Origin of the sequence: Streptomyces sp. NPDC017943 (genome assembly GCF_044328425.1) — a bacterium.
Taxonomy (GTDB): domain Bacteria; phylum Actinomycetota; class Actinomycetes; order Streptomycetales; family Streptomycetaceae; genus Streptomyces; species Streptomyces djakartensis_A.
Window position 1 is genome coordinate 289,607 of the sequence record NZ_JBIRHH010000005.1, and the last position, 17,235, is coordinate 306,841.

Annotated in this window: 15 protein-coding genes; 5 read left to right on the forward strand and 10 right to left on the reverse strand. The window is 73.7% G+C overall.

Features of this window, described 5'->3' with window-relative positions:
• Positions 1-32: 32 nt before the first annotated feature.
• Complete coding sequence (pntB, locus tag ACH4C6_RS18280; RefSeq protein WP_398109594.1) at positions 33-1,466, reverse strand: Re/Si-specific NAD(P)(+) transhydrogenase subunit beta; 1,434 nt, start codon at positions 1,464-1,466, stop codon at positions 33-35.
• Between the two features lie 6 nt (positions 1,467-1,472).
• Positions 1,473-3,029, reverse strand: coding sequence for a Re/Si-specific NAD(P)(+) transhydrogenase subunit alpha (locus ACH4C6_RS18285; RefSeq protein ID WP_398109927.1), 1,557 nt, complete (start codon positions 3,027-3,029; stop codon positions 1,473-1,475).
• Positions 3,030-3,324: 295 nt separating this feature from the next.
• Here ACH4C6_RS18285 and ACH4C6_RS18290 point away from each other — a divergent pair, with 295 nt between their 5' ends.
• Positions 3,325-4,854 carry an MFS transporter gene (locus ACH4C6_RS18290; protein WP_398109928.1) on the forward strand — a complete coding sequence of 510 codons (1,530 nt, stop codon included), beginning with the start codon at positions 3,325-3,327 and terminating at the stop codon, positions 4,852-4,854.
• Between the two features lie 39 nt (positions 4,855-4,893).
• Here ACH4C6_RS18290 and ACH4C6_RS18295 read toward each other — a convergent pair whose 3' ends face one another.
• Positions 4,894-5,349, reverse strand: coding sequence for a VOC family protein (locus ACH4C6_RS18295; RefSeq protein WP_398109595.1), 456 nt, complete (start codon positions 5,347-5,349; stop codon positions 4,894-4,896).
• A gap of 63 nt (positions 5,350-5,412) precedes the next feature.
• Positions 5,413-6,252: a helix-turn-helix domain-containing protein gene (locus ACH4C6_RS18300; protein ID WP_398109596.1), complete on the reverse strand. Its 840-nt coding sequence runs from the start codon at positions 6,250-6,252 to the stop codon at positions 5,413-5,415.
• A gap of 68 nt (positions 6,253-6,320) precedes the next feature.
• Between ACH4C6_RS18300 and ACH4C6_RS18305 the strand changes: the two genes are divergently transcribed.
• Entirely contained in the window at positions 6,321-7,247 is a 927-nt protein-coding gene (locus ACH4C6_RS18305) for a polysaccharide pyruvyl transferase family protein (RefSeq protein ID WP_398109597.1), read from the forward strand.
• A 130-nt stretch (positions 7,248-7,377) separates the two neighbouring features.
• The gene (locus tag ACH4C6_RS18310; RefSeq protein ID WP_398109598.1) at positions 7,378-7,698 is read left to right on the forward strand and encodes a DUF3040 domain-containing protein; all 321 of its coding nucleotides are present in this window, start codon (positions 7,378-7,380) and stop codon (positions 7,696-7,698) included.
• Positions 7,699-7,747: 49 nt separating this feature from the next.
• Here ACH4C6_RS18310 and ACH4C6_RS18315 read toward each other — a convergent pair whose 3' ends face one another.
• From ACH4C6_RS18315 to ACH4C6_RS18325, 3 genes are read right to left on the reverse strand one after another with little or no spacing between them, the layout of a single operon-like run.
• A complete protein-coding gene (locus ACH4C6_RS18315; protein ID WP_398109599.1) occupies positions 7,748-8,644 on the reverse strand; it encodes a glycosyltransferase family 2 protein in 897 nt (298 codons plus the stop codon).
• Complete coding sequence (locus ACH4C6_RS18320; RefSeq protein WP_398109600.1) at positions 8,641-9,519, reverse strand: glycosyltransferase family 2 protein; 879 nt, start codon at positions 9,517-9,519, stop codon at positions 8,641-8,643. The genes ACH4C6_RS18315 and ACH4C6_RS18320 overlap by 4 nt, the downstream gene beginning before the upstream one ends.
• Positions 9,516-10,514, reverse strand: coding sequence for a glycosyltransferase family 9 protein (locus ACH4C6_RS18325; protein ID WP_398109601.1), 999 nt, complete (start codon positions 10,512-10,514; stop codon positions 9,516-9,518). The genes ACH4C6_RS18320 and ACH4C6_RS18325 overlap by 4 nt, the downstream gene beginning before the upstream one ends.
• A gap of 140 nt (positions 10,515-10,654) precedes the next feature.
• Between ACH4C6_RS18325 and ACH4C6_RS18330 the strand changes: the two genes are divergently transcribed.
• Together ACH4C6_RS18330 and ACH4C6_RS18335 are read left to right on the forward strand one after the other, a co-directional pair.
• On the forward strand, positions 10,655-11,422 hold the full coding sequence (locus ACH4C6_RS18330) for a polysaccharide deacetylase family protein (RefSeq protein WP_398109929.1): 768 nt from the start codon (positions 10,655-10,657) through the stop codon (positions 11,420-11,422).
• Between the two features lie 95 nt (positions 11,423-11,517).
• Entirely contained in the window at positions 11,518-11,958 is a 441-nt protein-coding gene (locus ACH4C6_RS18335) for an SRPBCC family protein (RefSeq protein WP_398109602.1), read from the forward strand.
• 27 nt (positions 11,959-11,985) lie between these two features.
• Here the strand turns inward: ACH4C6_RS18335 and ACH4C6_RS18340 are convergent, their stop codons facing one another.
• The 3 genes from ACH4C6_RS18340 to ACH4C6_RS18350 form a co-directional block, all read right to left on the reverse strand.
• Positions 11,986-13,137, reverse strand: a complete 1,152-nt coding sequence (locus ACH4C6_RS18340) for an XdhC family protein (protein WP_398109603.1) — start codon at positions 13,135-13,137, stop codon at positions 11,986-11,988.
• A gap of 47 nt (positions 13,138-13,184) precedes the next feature.
• The gene (locus ACH4C6_RS18345) at positions 13,185-14,642 is read right to left on the reverse strand and encodes an NCS2 family permease (RefSeq protein ID WP_398109604.1); all 1,458 of its coding nucleotides are present in this window, start codon (positions 14,640-14,642) and stop codon (positions 13,185-13,187) included.
• 203 nt (positions 14,643-14,845) lie between these two features.
• Positions 14,846-17,233 (reverse strand): xanthine dehydrogenase family protein molybdopterin-binding subunit, encoded by a 2,388-nt coding sequence (locus tag ACH4C6_RS18350; protein WP_398109605.1) that lies wholly within the window; start codon positions 17,231-17,233, stop codon positions 14,846-14,848.
• Between the last annotated feature and the right edge of the window lie 2 nt (positions 17,234-17,235).

A 17,235-nucleotide genomic window follows, 5' to 3' on the forward strand; every position in this document is an offset into this window, starting at 1 on the left:
AGCCGGCCCTCGTGCGCGAGGTGCCCGTCGGCTCAGCCCGACGTGCCGGCCATCTCGCGGACCGGGCTGTCCAGGGCGTCCAGCCCACGCAGAATGTCCTCGACGCGCTGCTTGGCGTCGCCGAAGAGCATCTGGGTGTTCTCGCGGAAGAACAGCGGGTTCTGCACGCCCGCGTAGCCGGCGGCCATGGACCGCTTGAAGACCACCACGTTCGCCGCCTCCCACACATGCAGCACCGGCATGCCCGCGATGGGGCTCGACGGGTTGTCGGTGGCGGCCGGGTTGACCGTGTCGTTGGCGCCGATGACCAGGACGACCGAGGTGGCGGCGAAGTCGTCGTTGATCTCGTCCATCTCCAGGACGATGTCGTAGGGCACGTTGGCCTCGGCGAGCAGCACGTTCATGTGCCCGGGCAGCCGGCCGGCGACCGGGTGGATGCCGAAGCGGACCTCGACGCCCCGCTCGCGCAGCTTGCGCGCCAGTTCGGCGACCGGGTACTGCGCCTGGGCGACGGCCATGCCGTACCCCGGCGTGATGATCACCGAGGAGGCGTCGCGCAGGAGTTCCGCGGTCTCCTCGGCGCCGATCTCCCGGTGCTCGCCCTGCTCGCCCTCCTCGGCCGCCGCGGCCGGGGTGCCGAAGCCGCCGGCGATCACCGAGATGAAGGACCGGTTCATCGCCTTGCACATGATGTACGACAGGTAGGCACCGGAGGAGCCCACCAGCGCGCCGGTGACGATGAGCAGGTTGTTGGCGAGCAGGAAGCCCGAGGCGGCCGCCGCCCAGCCCGAGTAGCTGTTCAGCATGGAGACCACCACCGGCATGTCACCACCGCCGATGGAGGCGACCAGGTGCGCGCCGAGCGCCAGGGCGACCACGGTGACCGCGATGAGCAGACCCATGTTCGGCCGGGCCACGAACGCGATGGTCAGCCCCACGAAGGCGACCAGCGCGCCGATGTTCAGCACGTGCTTGCCCGGCAGCGTCAGCGGACGGGAGGCGATGCGCGCGGACAGCTTCAGGTAGGCGACGACGGAACCCGTGAAGGTGACGGCGCCGATGAACACCCCGATGAACACCTCGGCGTGGTGGATGCCCAGCAGCGAGCCGGACAGGTCGGCGTCGACGTCGAGGTAGCCGTTCCAGCCGACCAGGGTGGCGGCCAGACCGACGAGGCTGTGCATGATGGCGATCAGCTCGGGCATGCCGGTCATCTCGACGACCCGGGCCCGCCACAGGCCGATGCCGGCCCCGGCCGCCGTGGCGACGGCGATCAGCACCAGCCCGGTGGCGGTGATGCTGCGCGAGGCGAGTCCGACGGTCGCGGCGAGTGCGACGACCATGCCCGCGATGCCCCAGACGACGCCGGAACGCGAGGTCCGGTGCTGGGAGAGTCCGGCGAGGCTGAGGATGAACAGCAGCGCCGCGACGACGTAGGCGGCCTGGGCGGCCGTGTCTGTGGTCATCCCTGATCAGCCCTTCGAGAACATGCCGAGCATGCGGCGGGTCACGGCGAATCCGCCGAAGATGTTGATGCTCGCCAGCAGGATCGCGGCGAACGACAGCACGGTGACGGCGGTGTCCCCCTGCCCGATCTGCAGCAGCGCGCCGACCACGACGATGCCGGAGATGGCGTTGGTGACCGACATCAGCGGGGTGTGCAGCGCGTGGTGCACGTTGCCGATGACGTAGAAGCCGATGACGATCGCCAGGACGAACACCGTGAAGTGGCCGAGGAGTTCGCTCGGGGAGAAGGCCGTCACGAGGAACAGCGCGAGCGCGCCGGCGGCGACGAGGGCGTAGGAGGCCCACGCGGGCCGGGCGGGCTTGGCCGCCGCCTCGGGGGCCGGGGCGGCGGCGTCCTTCGCGGCGGCGGGGGCCGGGGCGGCGGACACCTGCACCGGGGGCGGCGGCCAGGTCTTCTCGCCGTCGCGGACCACGGTCATCGACCGCTGCACCACGTCGTCGAAGTCCAGGACGAGGCGGCCGTCCTTGCCCGGCGTGAGCAGCTTCATCAGGTTGACGAGATTGGTGCCGTACAGCTGCGAGGCCTGGGCCGGGAGCCTGCCGGGCAGGTCGGTGTAGCCGATGATCGTCACGTCGTTGTCGGTGACGACGGCCTTGCCCGCGACCGTGCCCTCGACGTTGCCGCCCTGGGCGGCGGCCATGTCGACGATGACGCTGCCGGGCTTCATGCGCGCGACGTCCTCGGCGGTGATCAGCCGCGGCGCCGGGCGGCCCGGGATGAGGGCGGTGGTGATGATGATGTCGACGTCGGCGGCCTGCTCGGCGTACAGCTGCGCGGCGAGCCGGTCGTAGTCCTCCGAGGTGGCCTTGGCGTAGCCGTCGGTGCTCACCTCCTGCTCGGTGGAGACGGCGAGGAACTCCCCGCCCAGGGAGCGCACCTGCTCGGCGACCTCGGGCCGGGGGTCGGTGGCGCGGACCACGGCGCCGAGGCTGCGGGCGGCGCCGATGGCGGCGAGGCCGGCGACTCCGGCGCCGGCGACCAGGACCTTGGCGGGCGGCACCTTGCCGGCGGCGGTCACCTGGCCGGTGAAGAACCGGCCGAAGGCGTGCGCGGCCTCGACCACGGCCCGGTAGCCGGCGATGTTCGCCATCGAGCTGAGGACGTCCAGGGACTGGGCGCGCGAGATGCGCGGCACGGCGTCCATGGCGAGCACGGTGACGGGCCGCCGGGCCAGCTCCTCGACCAGCTCGGGGTTGAGCGCGGGGCTGATCAGGGCGACCAGGGTCGCCCCGTCGCGCAGCCGGCCGATCTCCTCGTCGGAGGGGCCGTTGACCTTGAGCACGATCTCCGCCTGCCACGGGTCGCCCAGGCGGGCCCCCGCCTCCTCGTAGGCCGGGTCGGAGAAGCGGGACGCGGCTCCCGCTCCCGGTTCGACCACCACGTCGTACCCGAGCGCGACGAGTCTGCCCACGGTGGCCGGTGTGGCCGCCACCCTGGTCTCGCCCGCAGTGGATTCGGCCGGAATGCCGATCCTCTGGGGTTCAGCTTCCGCTGGAACCATCGTCTGCCTCTCCTCGTCCTGGTGCTTGTCCTCCTTGGTGCCCGCATCCTGCACGGTCGACGCGGTATCCGTGGCGGACCACGGTCACATGGCCGGGGAGGCCGTCCTCACACGACCGAGGTATTGCCGTGAGGTCCGTTCAGCGGTATTGCCGTTACGCAAGAGGCGGAAGATGCCCCGTGATGCGGCATGTTTCCGGCGCGCGCAGACTGGACGTGTGACCCATGTGCGCCCGGGGCGCGGGACCGCGTCCCCCTCCCGAACCGTGTCGCAGCAGACTCTGGCGCTGGCGGCGATGATGTTCGCCGTCGCCATGACCTTCATCGACCAGACCATCGTGTCGATCGCGGCTCCGGACATCGTCCGGGAGCTGGGCCTGTCGTCCTCCGGGATGCAGTGGGTGGTCAACGCCTATCTGCTGTCCCTCGCGGCGTTCTTCGCGCTCGGCGGGCGGCTCGCGGACCTGTACGGCCCGCGCCGGGTCGTCGTCATCGGCACGCTGGTCTTCGTCGTCTCGTCGGTGCTGTGCGGCTGCGTCCCCGCGGGCGGCGCCGCGCAGGCCTGGCTGATCGTCTTCCGGGCCACGCAGGGGCTCGGGGCCGCGCTGTTGTTCCCCGCGGCCCTGGCCGTGGTGGTGGCCGTCTTCCCGCTCGAGCGGCGCGGCCGCGCCCTCGCCCTGTTCTTCGGGGTCACCGGCGCGCTGACCGCCATCGGGCCGCTCCTGGGCGGCTGGCTGACCAACTGGACCTGGCGGGCGGTGTTCTGGGTCAACGTTCCGGTGGCGATCGTGGCGCTGGTGCTGACGGCCCTGGCGCACATCTCCGACCGGCGGCGCTCCGGCACGCTGGACGTGCCCGGTGCCGTCCTCATCGCCCTCGGGATGGGTCTGAGCGTGCTCGGCTTCCAGCAGGCGTTCTCCTGGGGCTGGGACAGCTGGGCGACCTGGCTGTGCATCGTGGGCGGCCTCGCGGTGCTGGCCGGGTTCGTCCGCTACGAGCGCGGGGTGGAGCATCCGCTGATCGACCTGCGGGTCTTCCGGGACAAGGCGTTCAGCGTGGACGCGCTGGTGCTGTTCTTCGCGATGCTGGCGTTCGTCCCGCTGTTCTTCTTCGCGTCGGTGTACGCGCAGGTGTCGCTGAGCGCCTCGCCGAACCAGGCCGCGCTGTTCCTGCTGTACTTCTTCGTGGGCTTCGCGATCGCCTCCCAGTGGGGCGGCCGGATCCTCGACAAGAAGGGCGCGCGGCCGGCGCTGAAACTGGGCGGCGTGGTGGGTGCCGTCGGGTTCGCGCTCTGGGCGGGCGAACTGACCAATCTGACCATGCACGACCAGTGGCTCTACGCGGCGCTGGCCGGGGCGGGTGTCGGCTTCATCCTGGCGCCGGCCTCGACGGACGCCGTGAACCGGGCCATCGGCACCTCCTACGGCGAGGTCACCGGCATCACCCAGACGGTGCGCAACTTCGCGGCCAGTGTGGGCATGGCGGTCTACGGCACGATGCTGACGCACGTCACGACGGACAAGGTGACGGACTCCCTGGAGTCGCAGGGCGTGCCCGCCGGAACGGCCGGGAGCGTCGCACGGGACGTCACCGAGTCGGTCACGGGCAACGGCGACGCCCGGCCGCCCACCGGCACCGGCCAGGCCGCCGAGGCGACCCGGGACGCGATGTCCGCGATCCGCATGGACTTCGCCGAGGCCAACCAGTGGGTCTTCTACGGCATGGCCGTCGCCCTGGGCATCGCCTTCCTGTGCGCCCTGCGCCACCCGGGCGGCAAGGTGGACGGGCAAGCCCCGGTCGAGGAGCCGGTCGCGGGCCGCACCTGAGGCGCCGCCGGGGCGGGTGCCGCCGGGGCGGGCGCCGCCTCAGGAGGGGTACAACTCGTCGGTGCGCCGCTGGATCTGATCATGCGTCAGGTCCTCGAGGGGCTGGGAGATCATCCACTGGTGCCCGAACGGGTCGGCCAGCCGTCCGCCGCGCTGCCCGTAGTGCTGGTCGGCCACCGGGTGCACGACGCTCGCCCCGGCGCGCAGCATGGCGACGGCGACGGCGTCGGCGTCGGACACGTCGAGGGCCATGATGACCGGGGTGCCGCCGAGGTCGGGGGGCGCCGGGTCGCCGTCGGCGGCGTCCTTGACGGCGAGGACCGCGTCGCCGAGCCGCAGCATGGCGTGGACGATCCGGCCCTCGGGGCCGGTGTACCGCTCGATCTCCTCGGCGCCCAGCGCGGTGCAGTAGAAGTCGACGGCCCGGGGCCCGTCGGAGACCACGAGCCGGGCGTGGAGCCGGGTGAGGGCGGGCCTGCCGCCTGCGTTCGTCATGCCCCCACGATGACGGGCGGGCGGCGGCCGCGGATTGTAGAGAACCGCCGCCCCGGCGCACCCTCACCCGGGGAGCGGCACGTGGTTGCCCTCACGCGGCGAACGCGGGGCGTACGCACCCGGGGTGATGCCGGCGTGCGCGCGGAACTCGTGGATCAGGTGGGCCTGGTCGTGGTAGCCGCAGTCCACCGCGAGCGCCGCCCAGTCCGGCGGCGGCTGCCCTGCGTTCACCCGTCGCAGCAGCCGCTGGAAGCGCCGCACCCGTGCGTAGCGCTTGGGCGGGACGCCGAGTTCGCCGGCGCAGCGCCGGGCCAGGCGCCGCGGCGTCCCGCCGAGCCGGTCCGCGACCTCGGCGACGGGCACGCCCCGGTCGAGCAGCAGGGCGACGCGGCGGATCGCCGGGTCGGGCGCCGGCGGGGTCCGGGCCCGCTCCAGCAGGACCGTCTCCAGCGTGCGCAGTGCGGCGCGGGGGCCACCGGCGGCCACGGCCTCCAGCAGCCGTTCGCGCAGCACCGCGCCGTCGGCGCCCCACAGGTCGCCGAGCCCGGCCAGTTCGTCGCGCACCTCGCCGACGGGCACGGGCAGGAAGGGGCCCGGCCCCGCGGGACGGAACGCCACCCAGACGACGGCGGCCTGCTGCGCCGGGTCGATCACGGCCGGCCCGGTGAAGGGCCCGAGCACGGCCGCGCCGGGGGTGCTGCGCCGGGCGCAGCGGAGCGGTGTGGAGGTGAGGGCGTCCCGGTCGAGGTTCACCAGCAGCTGGGCCCCGCCCGTCGGCAGAGCCAGTTCGGCGGTGTGCGCGAACCGGGTCGCGGCGTACCCCATCGCCCCGATCAGCAGAGCCAGGGCGGGCGCCGACGGCCGGACCGTGAGGGAGAGCGGCGGCTGCGTCGGGGGGCGCATGGGTCCAGCGTACGACGGTGTGCTTTTTGCCCTGATTGTTCCGGTCTCGGGCGGGGCACTCAGGGCGTGTGCAGACACACGAGGGCATACGACCGCGCAGGGTGCTGCTGACCGGGTGGTTCAGTTTCCCCGACGGGGAGGCGACCGCCGGGGACGTCCTGGCCCTGCGTCGGGTGGAGGACGTCCTGCGGGGCACGGGCATCCCGTACGACATCGCCTGGAGCCCGGGGTTCCGGCCGGAGGCCCTGCATCTGGACCGGCTGCGGCCCGCCGACTACACGCACCTGGTGTTCGTCTGCGGTCCGCTGCACGGACCGCAGGTGGAGGAGCTGCACCGGCGCTTCGCGCACTGTGTGCGGATCGCGGTGGGCACCTCGGTCATCGACCCCGGCAGCCCGGCGGTGACCGGCTTCCACCGGGTGCTCCCGCGGGACGCGCCGGACCGGGAGCCGGTGGAGGACCTGGCGGCCCGCGCCCCGCAGGTGCCGGCGCGGCCGGTGGTCGGCGTGATTCTCACCCACGGCCAGCACGAGTACGGGGCGCTGCGGCGGCACGGCCAGGTCGCCGAGGAGGTGACGCGCTGGCTGGCCGCGAAGGACTGCGCCCGGCTCGAGCTGGAGACCCGGCTCGACACCCACGACTGGCACCTGAGCGCGACACCCGCCCAACTGCAGTCCGTCCTGGCCCGGCTGGACCTCGTCGTCACCGACCGGCTGCACGGGCTGGTCATCGCCCTGCGGGTCGGCACACCGGTGCTGGCCGTGGACCCGGTGCGGGGCGGCGCCAAACTCGGCGCGCAGGCCCGGGCCTGCGGCTGGCCCGCGCTGGTGCCCGCCGAGGCGCTGGGCGTACGGCAGTTGGACCGCTGGTGGGACTGGTGCCTGACCGGCGGGCGGGTGGCCGCGCGGCAGATCCGGGACGGGTTCCGGGAGGGCGCCGCGCCGGACAGCGCGGACCGGCTCGTCGAGGCACTGGCCCGGCCCGTACCCGGTTAGTCCCCGGGACTGCCGGGGCACCCGCTGTACGTCCCCCGTCGCACGCCCGCGCCTGCACGTCCCCGCCTGCCCGTCCCCGCGGCACGTTCCCCGGGAGGCGACGGTCCGGCCGTCCGGAAGGAGAAAGCGCGTGTCCATCGGCCGACTTCCCGAGAACGAGCAGCGCATCCTCGACGAGATGGAACGCGTGCTGCGCCGCGACCGCCGCCTGAACCGCCGGATGCGCACCGGCCGGCTGAACCGCCGTCCCGACGCGACCCGGTTCGTCGCCCGCGTCGGCGCCTACCGCCCCCGCGGGTGGACCGTCCTGCTGCTGCTCGCGGTGTCGGTCACCCTCATGGTGGCCGGGCTCGTCACCGCCGAGCCGGGCGTGATCTGGGCTTTCGCCGCGCTGTGGCCGCTGACGCTGTTCGCCGCCTTCCGGCTCATGTGCCGCTGGTGCGGCGGCTGACGGACCGCGCCGCACGACCGGGAGGGGCCCGCACCCGGCCGGTGCGGGCTCAGCCCGTGTAGCGGCGGGCCTTGGATGCGCGCTGGGCGGGTTCCAGCAGGCGCAGCCGGGACTCGACCTCCTGGGGCAGGACCCGGCGCTCGCGCAGCACCCAGGGCAGGGCCGCGGCGGCCTCGGCGAAGGCGCGCAGCGAGGCCGCGTCCCGCGGCACCGTGCGGGCCAGGTGCACCGTCCGGCGCAGGGCGGGGCCGGCCGGGCGGCGCAGCCAGGTGAACCACAGGGTGTTGCGAATGCCGTGGGTGCGGCGCAGGGTCGCGTCGCGCATCACCGAGGGGTGGTGGTGCACCGTCAGGTGGTCGGCGTACGTCAGCCACCACCCCGCGGCCGCCAGGTCCGCGGCGAGCAGCTCCTCCTCGCCGCCCAGCCACAGTCGCGGGTGGAAGCCGCCCGCGGCGCGGAAGGCGTCGGTGCGCAGCACGGTCGCGGCGGCCAGGAACGAGCCGAGGGCCGGTCCGGGCAGCCAGGGCGGCCCGGTGAGGGGCGAGCGGCGCAGTTCCTCGACGACGGGGTCGTCGACGCCGTCCGGTTCGACGACGATGCGGGCCGTGACCGTGCCGAGGCCCGGATGCTCGTCGAGCAGGTCGGCGGCTCCGGCCAGGGAGCCGGGCGCCCACCAGGAGTCGTCGTCGCAGAAGGCGACGTAGGGCGTGTCGACCTGGCGGACGGCCAGGTTGCGGCCGACGGCGCCGAGGTTGCGGCCCGGCCGCAGCAGCCGGACCTGCGGGTGGTGGCGCGCCACCGCCTCGGCGGTGCCGTCCGCCGAGCCGTTGTCGGTGACGATCACCGGGGGGCGCTCGGGCAGCCGGGCGAGGTGGTCCAGGGTCCGCAGCAGTTCGCGGCGCCGGTTGTGGGTGATGACGACGACGGTCGTCCGGGGGCGGGTCATGCGGCCTCTTCCAGCAGCCGCGCGGCCCGTTCGACGTGCGGCGGCAGGGGCCGCCGTTCGCGCAGGGCGGCCGGCAGCCGGACGAGCGTGGCGCGCAGGGCCTGCCGGGCGTGCTCGTCGTGGCGGGCCTCGGCGGCCAGGGCGCGGGTGCGGGCGAGCGCGTAGGGCACCGGGCGGCGCAGCCAGGCGGTGAGGACCTCGTTGCGCCGCTGGACGACCGGGCGGCCGGTGCGGGGCCCGGTCGCCGGGTGGTGGTGGGCGACGATGTCGGGGCAGTGGGTGACGCCCCAGCCGCGGGCCGCCAGGTCGTAGGCGAGGAGGGTCTCCTCGCCGCCGAAGAACAGCAACCGGTGGAAGCCGCCCGCGTCGAGGTAGGCGCTGCGCCGGACGACGGAGGCGCAGGCGAGGAAGCCCAGGACCTGGGTGCCGGGCAGGTCGGCGGCCGGGCCGAGGGGCGAGCCGGCCAGGACCTCGTTGAGCGGGTCGGGGTGCGCGGCGGGGCCGACGAGCGTGCGGGCGGCGATCAGGCCGAGCCGCGGGTGCGTGTCCATCAGCCGGGCCGCCCGGGGCAGCGCGCCCGGCGCCCACCAGGAGTCGTCGTCGCTGAAGGCCACGTAGGGGGTGTCCAGGGCCCGGGCGCCGTGGGTGCGGGCGAGGGCCCCGTGGTTGAGCGGCAGGGCCAGCAGGTGCACCTCGGGGAAGTCCCGGGCGAGCATGGTGCGCGTGTCGTCGGTGGAGGCGTTGTCCACCACGAGGATCGGGGGCCGCTCGGGCAGGGCGAGCAGCTGGGCGAGGCTCCCGGCGAGGGCGGCGGAGCGGTTGCGCGTGGCGATGACGATGCCCACCCGGCACGCGTCCGGGTCCTGGAGGTTCACGGGTGCCGGGTTCCCTTCCGCCCGGACCGGATTCCGGGCAGTTCGCCGGCGGCCCGCAGCACCTCGTCGGGGGTGATGCGCAGCAGGGCGGGGTCGGGGCGGCGGCCGTGCGGGTCGCCCTCCGGGCCGTGCCAGAGCGCCAGGTGGCGGGGGCCGGGCGGCGGGCCCCAACGGCTGGGCGCGACGGGCCCGAACAGGGTGACGGACGGCGTGCGGTGGGCGACCGCGAGGTGGGCGATGCCGGTGTCGCCGCTGATGACGCAGGACGCGTCGGCGACCAGGGCGGACAGCCGGCCGAAGGGCAGCCCGCCGCCGAACACGTCCGTGTCGGCGAGGTCCGCCTCCTTGGCGAGCCGCGCCACCAGGTCGCCCTCGTCGGCGCCCCCCGTGACGACGACCCGCAGGCCCCCGGCGCGCAGCCCGGCCGCGACGGCCGCGTAGCGCTCGACGGGCCAGCAGCGGGCGGGCGACCCGGCGCCGGGATGCAGGAGGGCCGCGCCGGGCGCCGGGGAGGCGGTGCGCGGCGGGGGCAGCCGCAGGTCGCCGGGGTCGGCGTCGACGCCGTACCACCGCAGCAGCCGGCACCAGCGGTCGCGTTCGTGTTCCTCGGCGTACCAGGGGGGTCCGTCGATCTCCGGTGTGTCCGGGTGGGCGAAGGCGAGCAGCTTCGCCGGGTGCAGGTGCGTCAGCAGCCGGTGGCTGAGCGGTCCGTTGCCGTGCAGGTCGACGGCGATGTCCGGGGGCGGGCCGCTCCAGTCGAGCGACGCGGGCACCTCCCGCCCCGGCGCGGACGCGGGCAGCAGCCGGTCCACGGCTCCCGTCGCCCGTGCGACCGGCGCCAGCCCGGCGGGGGCCGCGAGCACCAGTTCGTGGTGCGGGTGGGCCCGGCGCAGGGCCCGCAGGGCGGGGACGCCGGCGAGGAGGTCGCCGAGGCCCAGGGCGCGCAGGACGAGGAGGCGGGGTGGCGTCGGTGCGGCTGCCGGGTCCGGTGTCATGCCAGCAGCCTGCCGTGCGTCCCGGCGATACGCCTGCGCAGGCGGCCGGAGGGCGCCCGAAACCGCTATACATGCCGTGTATACACCGCATGTATAGTCCCGGCATGCCTTCACCGACCAAGAAGATTCCGACCGGCAAGATGCAGAACACGGGGGCGGGGTTCCGGACGTTCGGGATGCTCGCGGCGACCGCGGCCCTGGCCGCCGTCCTGAGCGGCTGCTCCGGGTCGGACACCACGGCGCCCAGCGCCGTCCGCGCCCAGGGAGCCGCGGGCACCCAGGCGGCCCGCATCGGCGTCGCGGACTGCCGCGAGGTCAAGTGCATCGCCCTGACGTTCGACGCCGGGCCGAGCGAGCACTCGGCCCGGCTGCTGGACATCCTGAAGGAGAAGCAGGTCCCCGCGACCTTCTTCCTCCTCGGCGAGCGGCACATCGAGAAGTACCCGGAGCTGGTGCGGCGCATGGCCGACGAGGGCCACGAGGTGGCCAGCCACACCTGGGACCACAAGATACTGACCGAGCTGAGCCCCGAGCGGATACGCGAGGAACTGCGCCGCCCCAACGAGGAGATAGAGCGCCTCACCGGACGGCGTCCGACCCTGATGCGCCCGCCGCAGGGCCGCACGAACGAGACCGTGCACGAGATCAGCCGCGAACTCGGCCTGTCCGAGGTGCTGTGGAGCGTGACGGCGAAGGACTACACGACGACCGACCCGGCCCTGATCACCCGTCGCGTCCTGGCCCAGTCGTCCCGGGACGGCATCATCCTGCTCCACGACCTCTACGACGGCACGGTGCCGGCCGTGCCGGGGATCATCGACGCCCTGAAGGAACGGGGCTATGTGTTCGTGACGGTCCCCCACCTGCTGGCCCCGGGGAAGGCGGAGCCGGGCGAGGTGTACCGGTGACGGGCGGCCGGACCCGGCGGGCCGGTGGCTGAGCCGACCGGGTGACGGGGGCGCGACCGGCGCGGTGGACGGCGCCGGTTCCCTACGATCGGGGTGTGGCCAACTTCCTGCTCGAGCGCACGGTCCCGCTCCCCCTCGACGAGGCGTGGCGGCGGATCACGCGATGGGAGCGGCACGGCGAGACCGTGCCGCTGACCGTCGTCCGGGTGGTCCCGCCGGGACCGACGCGCGAGGGCACGCGTGTCGTGGCCCGCTCGGGCGCCGGTCCGCTCGGCTTCGACGATCCGATGGAGGTCACGGTGTGGGAGCCGCCCGCGGACGGCGGCCCGGGGAGGTGCCGGCTGGTCAAGCGCGGCCGGGTGGTGCTCGGCTGGGCCGAGCTCGAGGTGCGGCCGGGGCCCGGCGGGCGCACGCGGGTGCTGTGGCGCGAGGAGATCCGCGTCCGGTTCGTGCCGGCCCTGTTCGACGGCGTCCTGCGGCGTTCCGCGCGCCGGGTCTTCGGGCGGACCGTCAACCACCTGCTCCGGCTGCCCTGACGGCACCGGCGCGATCCCCGCCGGGTGTCAGGCCACCGAGCCGATCCGGCCCACCGTGCCCGACTCCGGCGGATGGTGGATCGGGGTGTGCGCCCCGGTCAGCGGCACGCCGCTCCCGCCGCGCCGCCCGGCGACGATCTCGGCCGCGATCGACAGGGCCGTCTCCTCGGGCGTACGGGCGCCGAGGTCCAGCCCGATCGGCGAGTGCAGGCGGCTCAACTCCATTTCGGTGACGCCGACTTCGCGCAGGCGCGCGGTGCGGTCCAGGTGGGTGCGCCGGGAGCCCATGGCCCCGACGTACGCCACCGGCAGGCGCAGTGCCCGTTGCAGCAGGGGCACGTCGAACTTGGCGTCGTGGGTCAGGACGCACAGCACCGTGCGGGCGTCGACCTCCGTGTTCTCCAGGTAGCGGTGGGGCCAGTCGACGACGATCTCGTCGGCCTCGGGGAAGCGGGTGCGGGTGGCGAAGACGGGGCGGGCGTCGCACACCGTGACGTGGTAGCCGAGGAACCTGCCGACGCGGACCAGGGCGGAGGCGAAGTCGATCGCGCCGAAGACGATCATGCGCGGGGCGGGGACCGAGGACTCGACCAGGACCGTGAGCGGTGCCCCGCAGCGCGAGCCCTGCTCCCCGATCTCCAGGGTGCCGGTGCGGCCGGCGTCCAGGAAGGCGGCCGCCTCGGCGGCGACCGTGCGGTCCAGTTCCGGATGGGCGCCGAAGCCCCCGGCGGTCGAGCCGTCGGGGCGGACCAGCAGCGCCCGACCCGTCAGCTCGGCCGGGCCGGAGACGATCCGCGCCACCGCCGCCGCCTCCCCTCCGGCGGCGGCGGTGAGCGCGGCCGCGACCACCGGCCGGACCGGGTCGGCGGCCCGTACCGGGGTGACCAGGACGTCGATGACGCCACCGCAGGTCAGGCCCACGGCGAAGGCGTCGTCGTCGCTGTAGCCGAAGCGCTCCAGGACGGTCTCGCCGTCCCGCAGCGCCTGCTCGCACAGTTCGTAGACCGCGCCTTCCACACAGCCCCCGGAGACCGAGCCGATCGCCGTGCCGTCGGTGTCCACCGCGAGCGCGGCGCCGGGCTGGCGGGGCGCGCTGCCGCCCACGGCCACCACGGTGGCCACGGCGAAGTCACGGCCCTGCTCGACCCACCGGTTCAGCTCCTCGGCGATGTCCAGCATGTGTCTCGGTCTCCTTCGGGCTGTCGTATCGGTGCGGGGGCGGGGCGTCAGTGGACGCCGAGCCAGCTCTCGATCGGGTGGAGGGCGAAGTACACGAGGAACACCGCCGTGAGGATCCACATGAAGGCGCCGATCTCGCGCCACTTGCCCTGGGCGGTCTTGATGGCGACGTAGGAGATGACACCCGCGGCGACACCGGTGGTGATGGTGTACGTGAAGGGCATCAGCACCACCGTCAGGAACACCGGGACGGCGGTGGCCCGGTCGGCCCAGTCCACGTGCCGGGCGTTCATCAGCATCATCGCGCCGATGACCACGAGCGCCGCGGAGGCGACTTCCTGCGGCACGATCGCGGTGAGCGGGGTGAAGAACAGGCAGGCCGCGAAGAACAGGCCGGTGACCACGGAGGCGAGACCCGTGCGGGCGCCCTCGCCGACGCCGGTGGCGGACTCGATGAACACCGTCTGGCCGGAGCCGCCCGCGACACCGCCGATCGCGCCGCCGGCGCCGTCGATGAACAGCGCCTTGGACAGGCCCGGCATCCGGCCCTTGGCGTCGGCGAGCTTGGCCTCGGTGCCGACGCCGATGATGGTGGCCATCGCGTCGAAGAACCCGGCCAGCACCAGCGTGAAGACGATCATGCCGACGGTCATCGCGCCGACCTCGCCCCAGCCGCCGAACTCGACGTCGCCGAAGAGCGAGAAGTCGGGCATGGACACGGCGCTGCCGTGCAGTTCGGGAGCGCCGCCCGCCCACTGCTTGGGGTCGACGACCCCGGCGGCGTTCAGGATCGCGGCGACCACCGTGCCGCTGACGATGCCGATCAGGATGGCGCCCGGCACGTTGCGCGCCTGGAGCATGAAGATCAGCAGCAGCGTGCCGGCGAAGAGCAGCACGGGCCAGCCGGCCAGCTCGCCCGCCGGGCCGAGGGTGACGGGGGTGGCCTCACCCTGGTGCACGAAGCCGGACTTGTAGAAACCGATGAGCGCGATGAACAGGCCGATGCCCATGGTGATGCCGTGCTTGAGGGCGAGGGGGATCGCGTTCATGATCATCTCGCGCAGGCCGGTGACCACCAGCAGCATGATGACGACGCCGTACATGACGCACATGCCCATGGCCTGCGGCCAGGTCATCTCGGGTGCGACCTGGGAGGCGAGGACCCCGGAGACGGAGAGGCCGGCGGCGAGGGCGAGGGGCACCTTGCCGATGAAGCCCATCAGCAGGGTGGTCAGCGCCGCGGCGAACGCGGTCGCGGTGATCAGGGCCTGCTGCCCGAGCGTGCCCCCGGCCGCGTCCTTGCCGGACAGGATCAGGGGGTTGAGCAGGAGGATGTACGCCATCGCCATGAAGGTCGTGATGCCGCCGCGCACTTCGCGGGCGACGGTCGACCCTCTGAGGGATATGTGGAAGTACCGGTCGAGCCAGGACCGGCCGGCCGGGACGCGGGTGCCTTCGCCCGCGTCGTCGGCTGTGGTCCTCGGCTCTACTGACTGCTGGGTCATGTGGGCCTACTCCCAAGGTTCAAAGGGGCACCCGCGGCTCGTCGCGACGACGTACGGGATTTGGGAAGGTGCTTCGGCCGCACGACCCGGGGGACGGCCCGAGACGAACGATCAGACGGGTCCCGGGGACCGCGAGCGGTGCGGTTCCCGGATCTCCGGGCGGCGCGGAAGTGTGACGTTCCGGTGCGCCGCCCGGAGAGCTCTCACGCGGTGCCGGTCAGGTGCTCGGGGCGGACCGGCGTCCTGTTCAGCTCCAGCCCGGTCGCGGCGCGGATCGCCGCGAGCACGGCCGGGGTGGACGACAGGGTGGGTGCCTCGCCGATGCCGCGCAGGCCGTACGGGGCGTGCTCGTCGGCGAGTTCGAGGACGTCGACCGGGATGGTCGGCGTGTCGAGGATGGTCGGGATCAGGTAGTCGGTGAAGGAGGGGTTCTTGACCTTCGCCGTCTTCGGGTCGACGACGATCTCCTCCATCACCGCCACGCCCAGGCCCTGCGTCGTGCCGCCCTGGATCTGGCCGATCACCGACAGCGGGTTGAGGGCCTTGCCGACGTCCTGGGCGCAGGCCAGTTCGACGACCTTCACCAGGCCCAGCTCGGTGTCCACCTCGACGACGGCGCGGTGGGCGGCGAAGGAGTACTGCACGTGCCCGTTGCCCTGCCCGGTGCGCAGGTCGAAGGGCTCGGTCGGCCGGTGCCGCCACTCCGCCTCGATCTCCACGCTCTCGCCCTCCAGCACGTCGACCAGGTCGGCGAGGACCTCGCCGCCGTCGGTGACGACCTTGCCGCCCTCCAGGACCAGTTCGGCCGTCGCCCAGGCCGGGTGGTAGGAGCCGAACTTGCGGCGGCCGATCTCCAGCACCTTCTCGCGGACGAGTTCGCAGGAGTTCTTGACCGCGCCGCCGGTGACGTACGTCTGCCGGGAGGCGGACGTCGAACCGGCGCTGCCCACCTGGGTGTCGGCCGGGTGGATGGTCACCTGGGTGACGCCCAGCTCGGTCCGGGCGATCTGGGCGTGCACGGTGACGCCGCCCTGGCCGACCTCCGCCATGGCGGTGTGCACGGTCGCCACCGGCTCCCCGGCGATGACCTCCATGCGGACCTTGGCGGTGGAGTAGTCGTCGAACCCCTCGGAGAAGCCGACGTTCTTGATGCCGACGGCGTAGCCGACACCGCGGACGACGCCCTCGCCGTGCGTGGTGTTGGACAGGCCGCCCGGCAACTGCCGCACGTCGGCGCCCTCGCTGGACTCCCACTGGCGCTCCGGCGGCATCGGCATGGCCTTGACGCGGCGCAGCAGGTCGGCCACCGGGGCCGGGGAGTCGACGGGCTGGCCCGTCGGCATCAGCGTGCCCTGCTCCATGGCGTTGAGCCGGCGGAACTCCACCGGGTCCATGCCGAGTTTCGCGGCGAGCTTGTCCATCTGCGCCTCGTAGGCGAAGCACGCCTGCACCGCGCCGAAGCCGCGCATGGCGCCGCAGGGCGGGTTGTTGGTGTAGAGGGCGATGGCCTCGATGTCCACGTCGTCGACGACGTACGGGCCGGCCGACAGGGAGGAGGCGTTGCCGACGACCGCCGGGGACGCGGAGGCGTAGGCGCCGCCGTCCAGGACGATCCGGCACTTCATGTGGGTGAGCTTGCCGTCCTTGGTGGCCCCGTGCTCGTAGTACAGCTTGGCGGGGTGGCGGTGGACGTGCCCGAAGAAGGACTCGAAGCGGTTGTAGACGATCTTGACGGGCTTGCCGGTGCGCAGGGCGAGCAGGCAGGCGTGGATCTGCATCGACAGGTCCTCGCGGCCTCCGAAGGCGCCGCCGACGCCGGACAGCGTCATGCGCACCTTGTCCTCGGGCAGGCCGAGCACGGGCGCCATCTGGCGCAGGTCGCTGTGCAGCCACTGGGTGGCGATGTAGAGGTGGACGCCGCCGTCCTCCTCGGGCACGGCGAGGCCGGACTCGGGGCCGAGGAACGCCTGGTCCTGCATGCCGAAGGTGTACTCGCCCTCGACGATCACGTCGGCCCGCTCCCGGGCGGCCGTGACGTCACCGCGGACGATCGGCTGGCGGTGCACGATGTTGGGGTGCGGGACGTGACCGCTGTGGTGGTCGTCGCGGTTCTCGTGGACGAGGATCGCGTCGGGTGCGGTGGCCGAGGCCTCGTCCGTGACGACGGGCAGTTCCCGGTACTCCACCTTGATCTTCGCGGCGGCGCGGCGCGCGGTCTCCGGGTGGTCGGCGGCGACGAGCGCGACCGGCTCGCCGTGGTGGCGGACCTTGCCGTGGGCGAGGACGGGGGTGTCCTGGATCTCCAGGCCGTAGTTCTTCACCTCGGTGGGCAGGTCGTCGTACGTCAGCACGGCGTACACACCGGGGGTGGCCAGGGCCTCGCCGGTGTCGATCGAGACGATCTCGGCGTGGGCGACCGTGGAGCGCAGGATCTGGCCCCAGAGCATGTCCTCGTGCCACATGTCGGACGAGTACGCGAACTCGCCGGTGACCTTGAGGGTGCCGTCGGGGCGCAGCGTGGACTCGCCGATGCCGCCCTTGGTCGGGGTGCCCTGGGTGAGCTTCGTGGGGGTTCCGCTGGGGGATGACACGA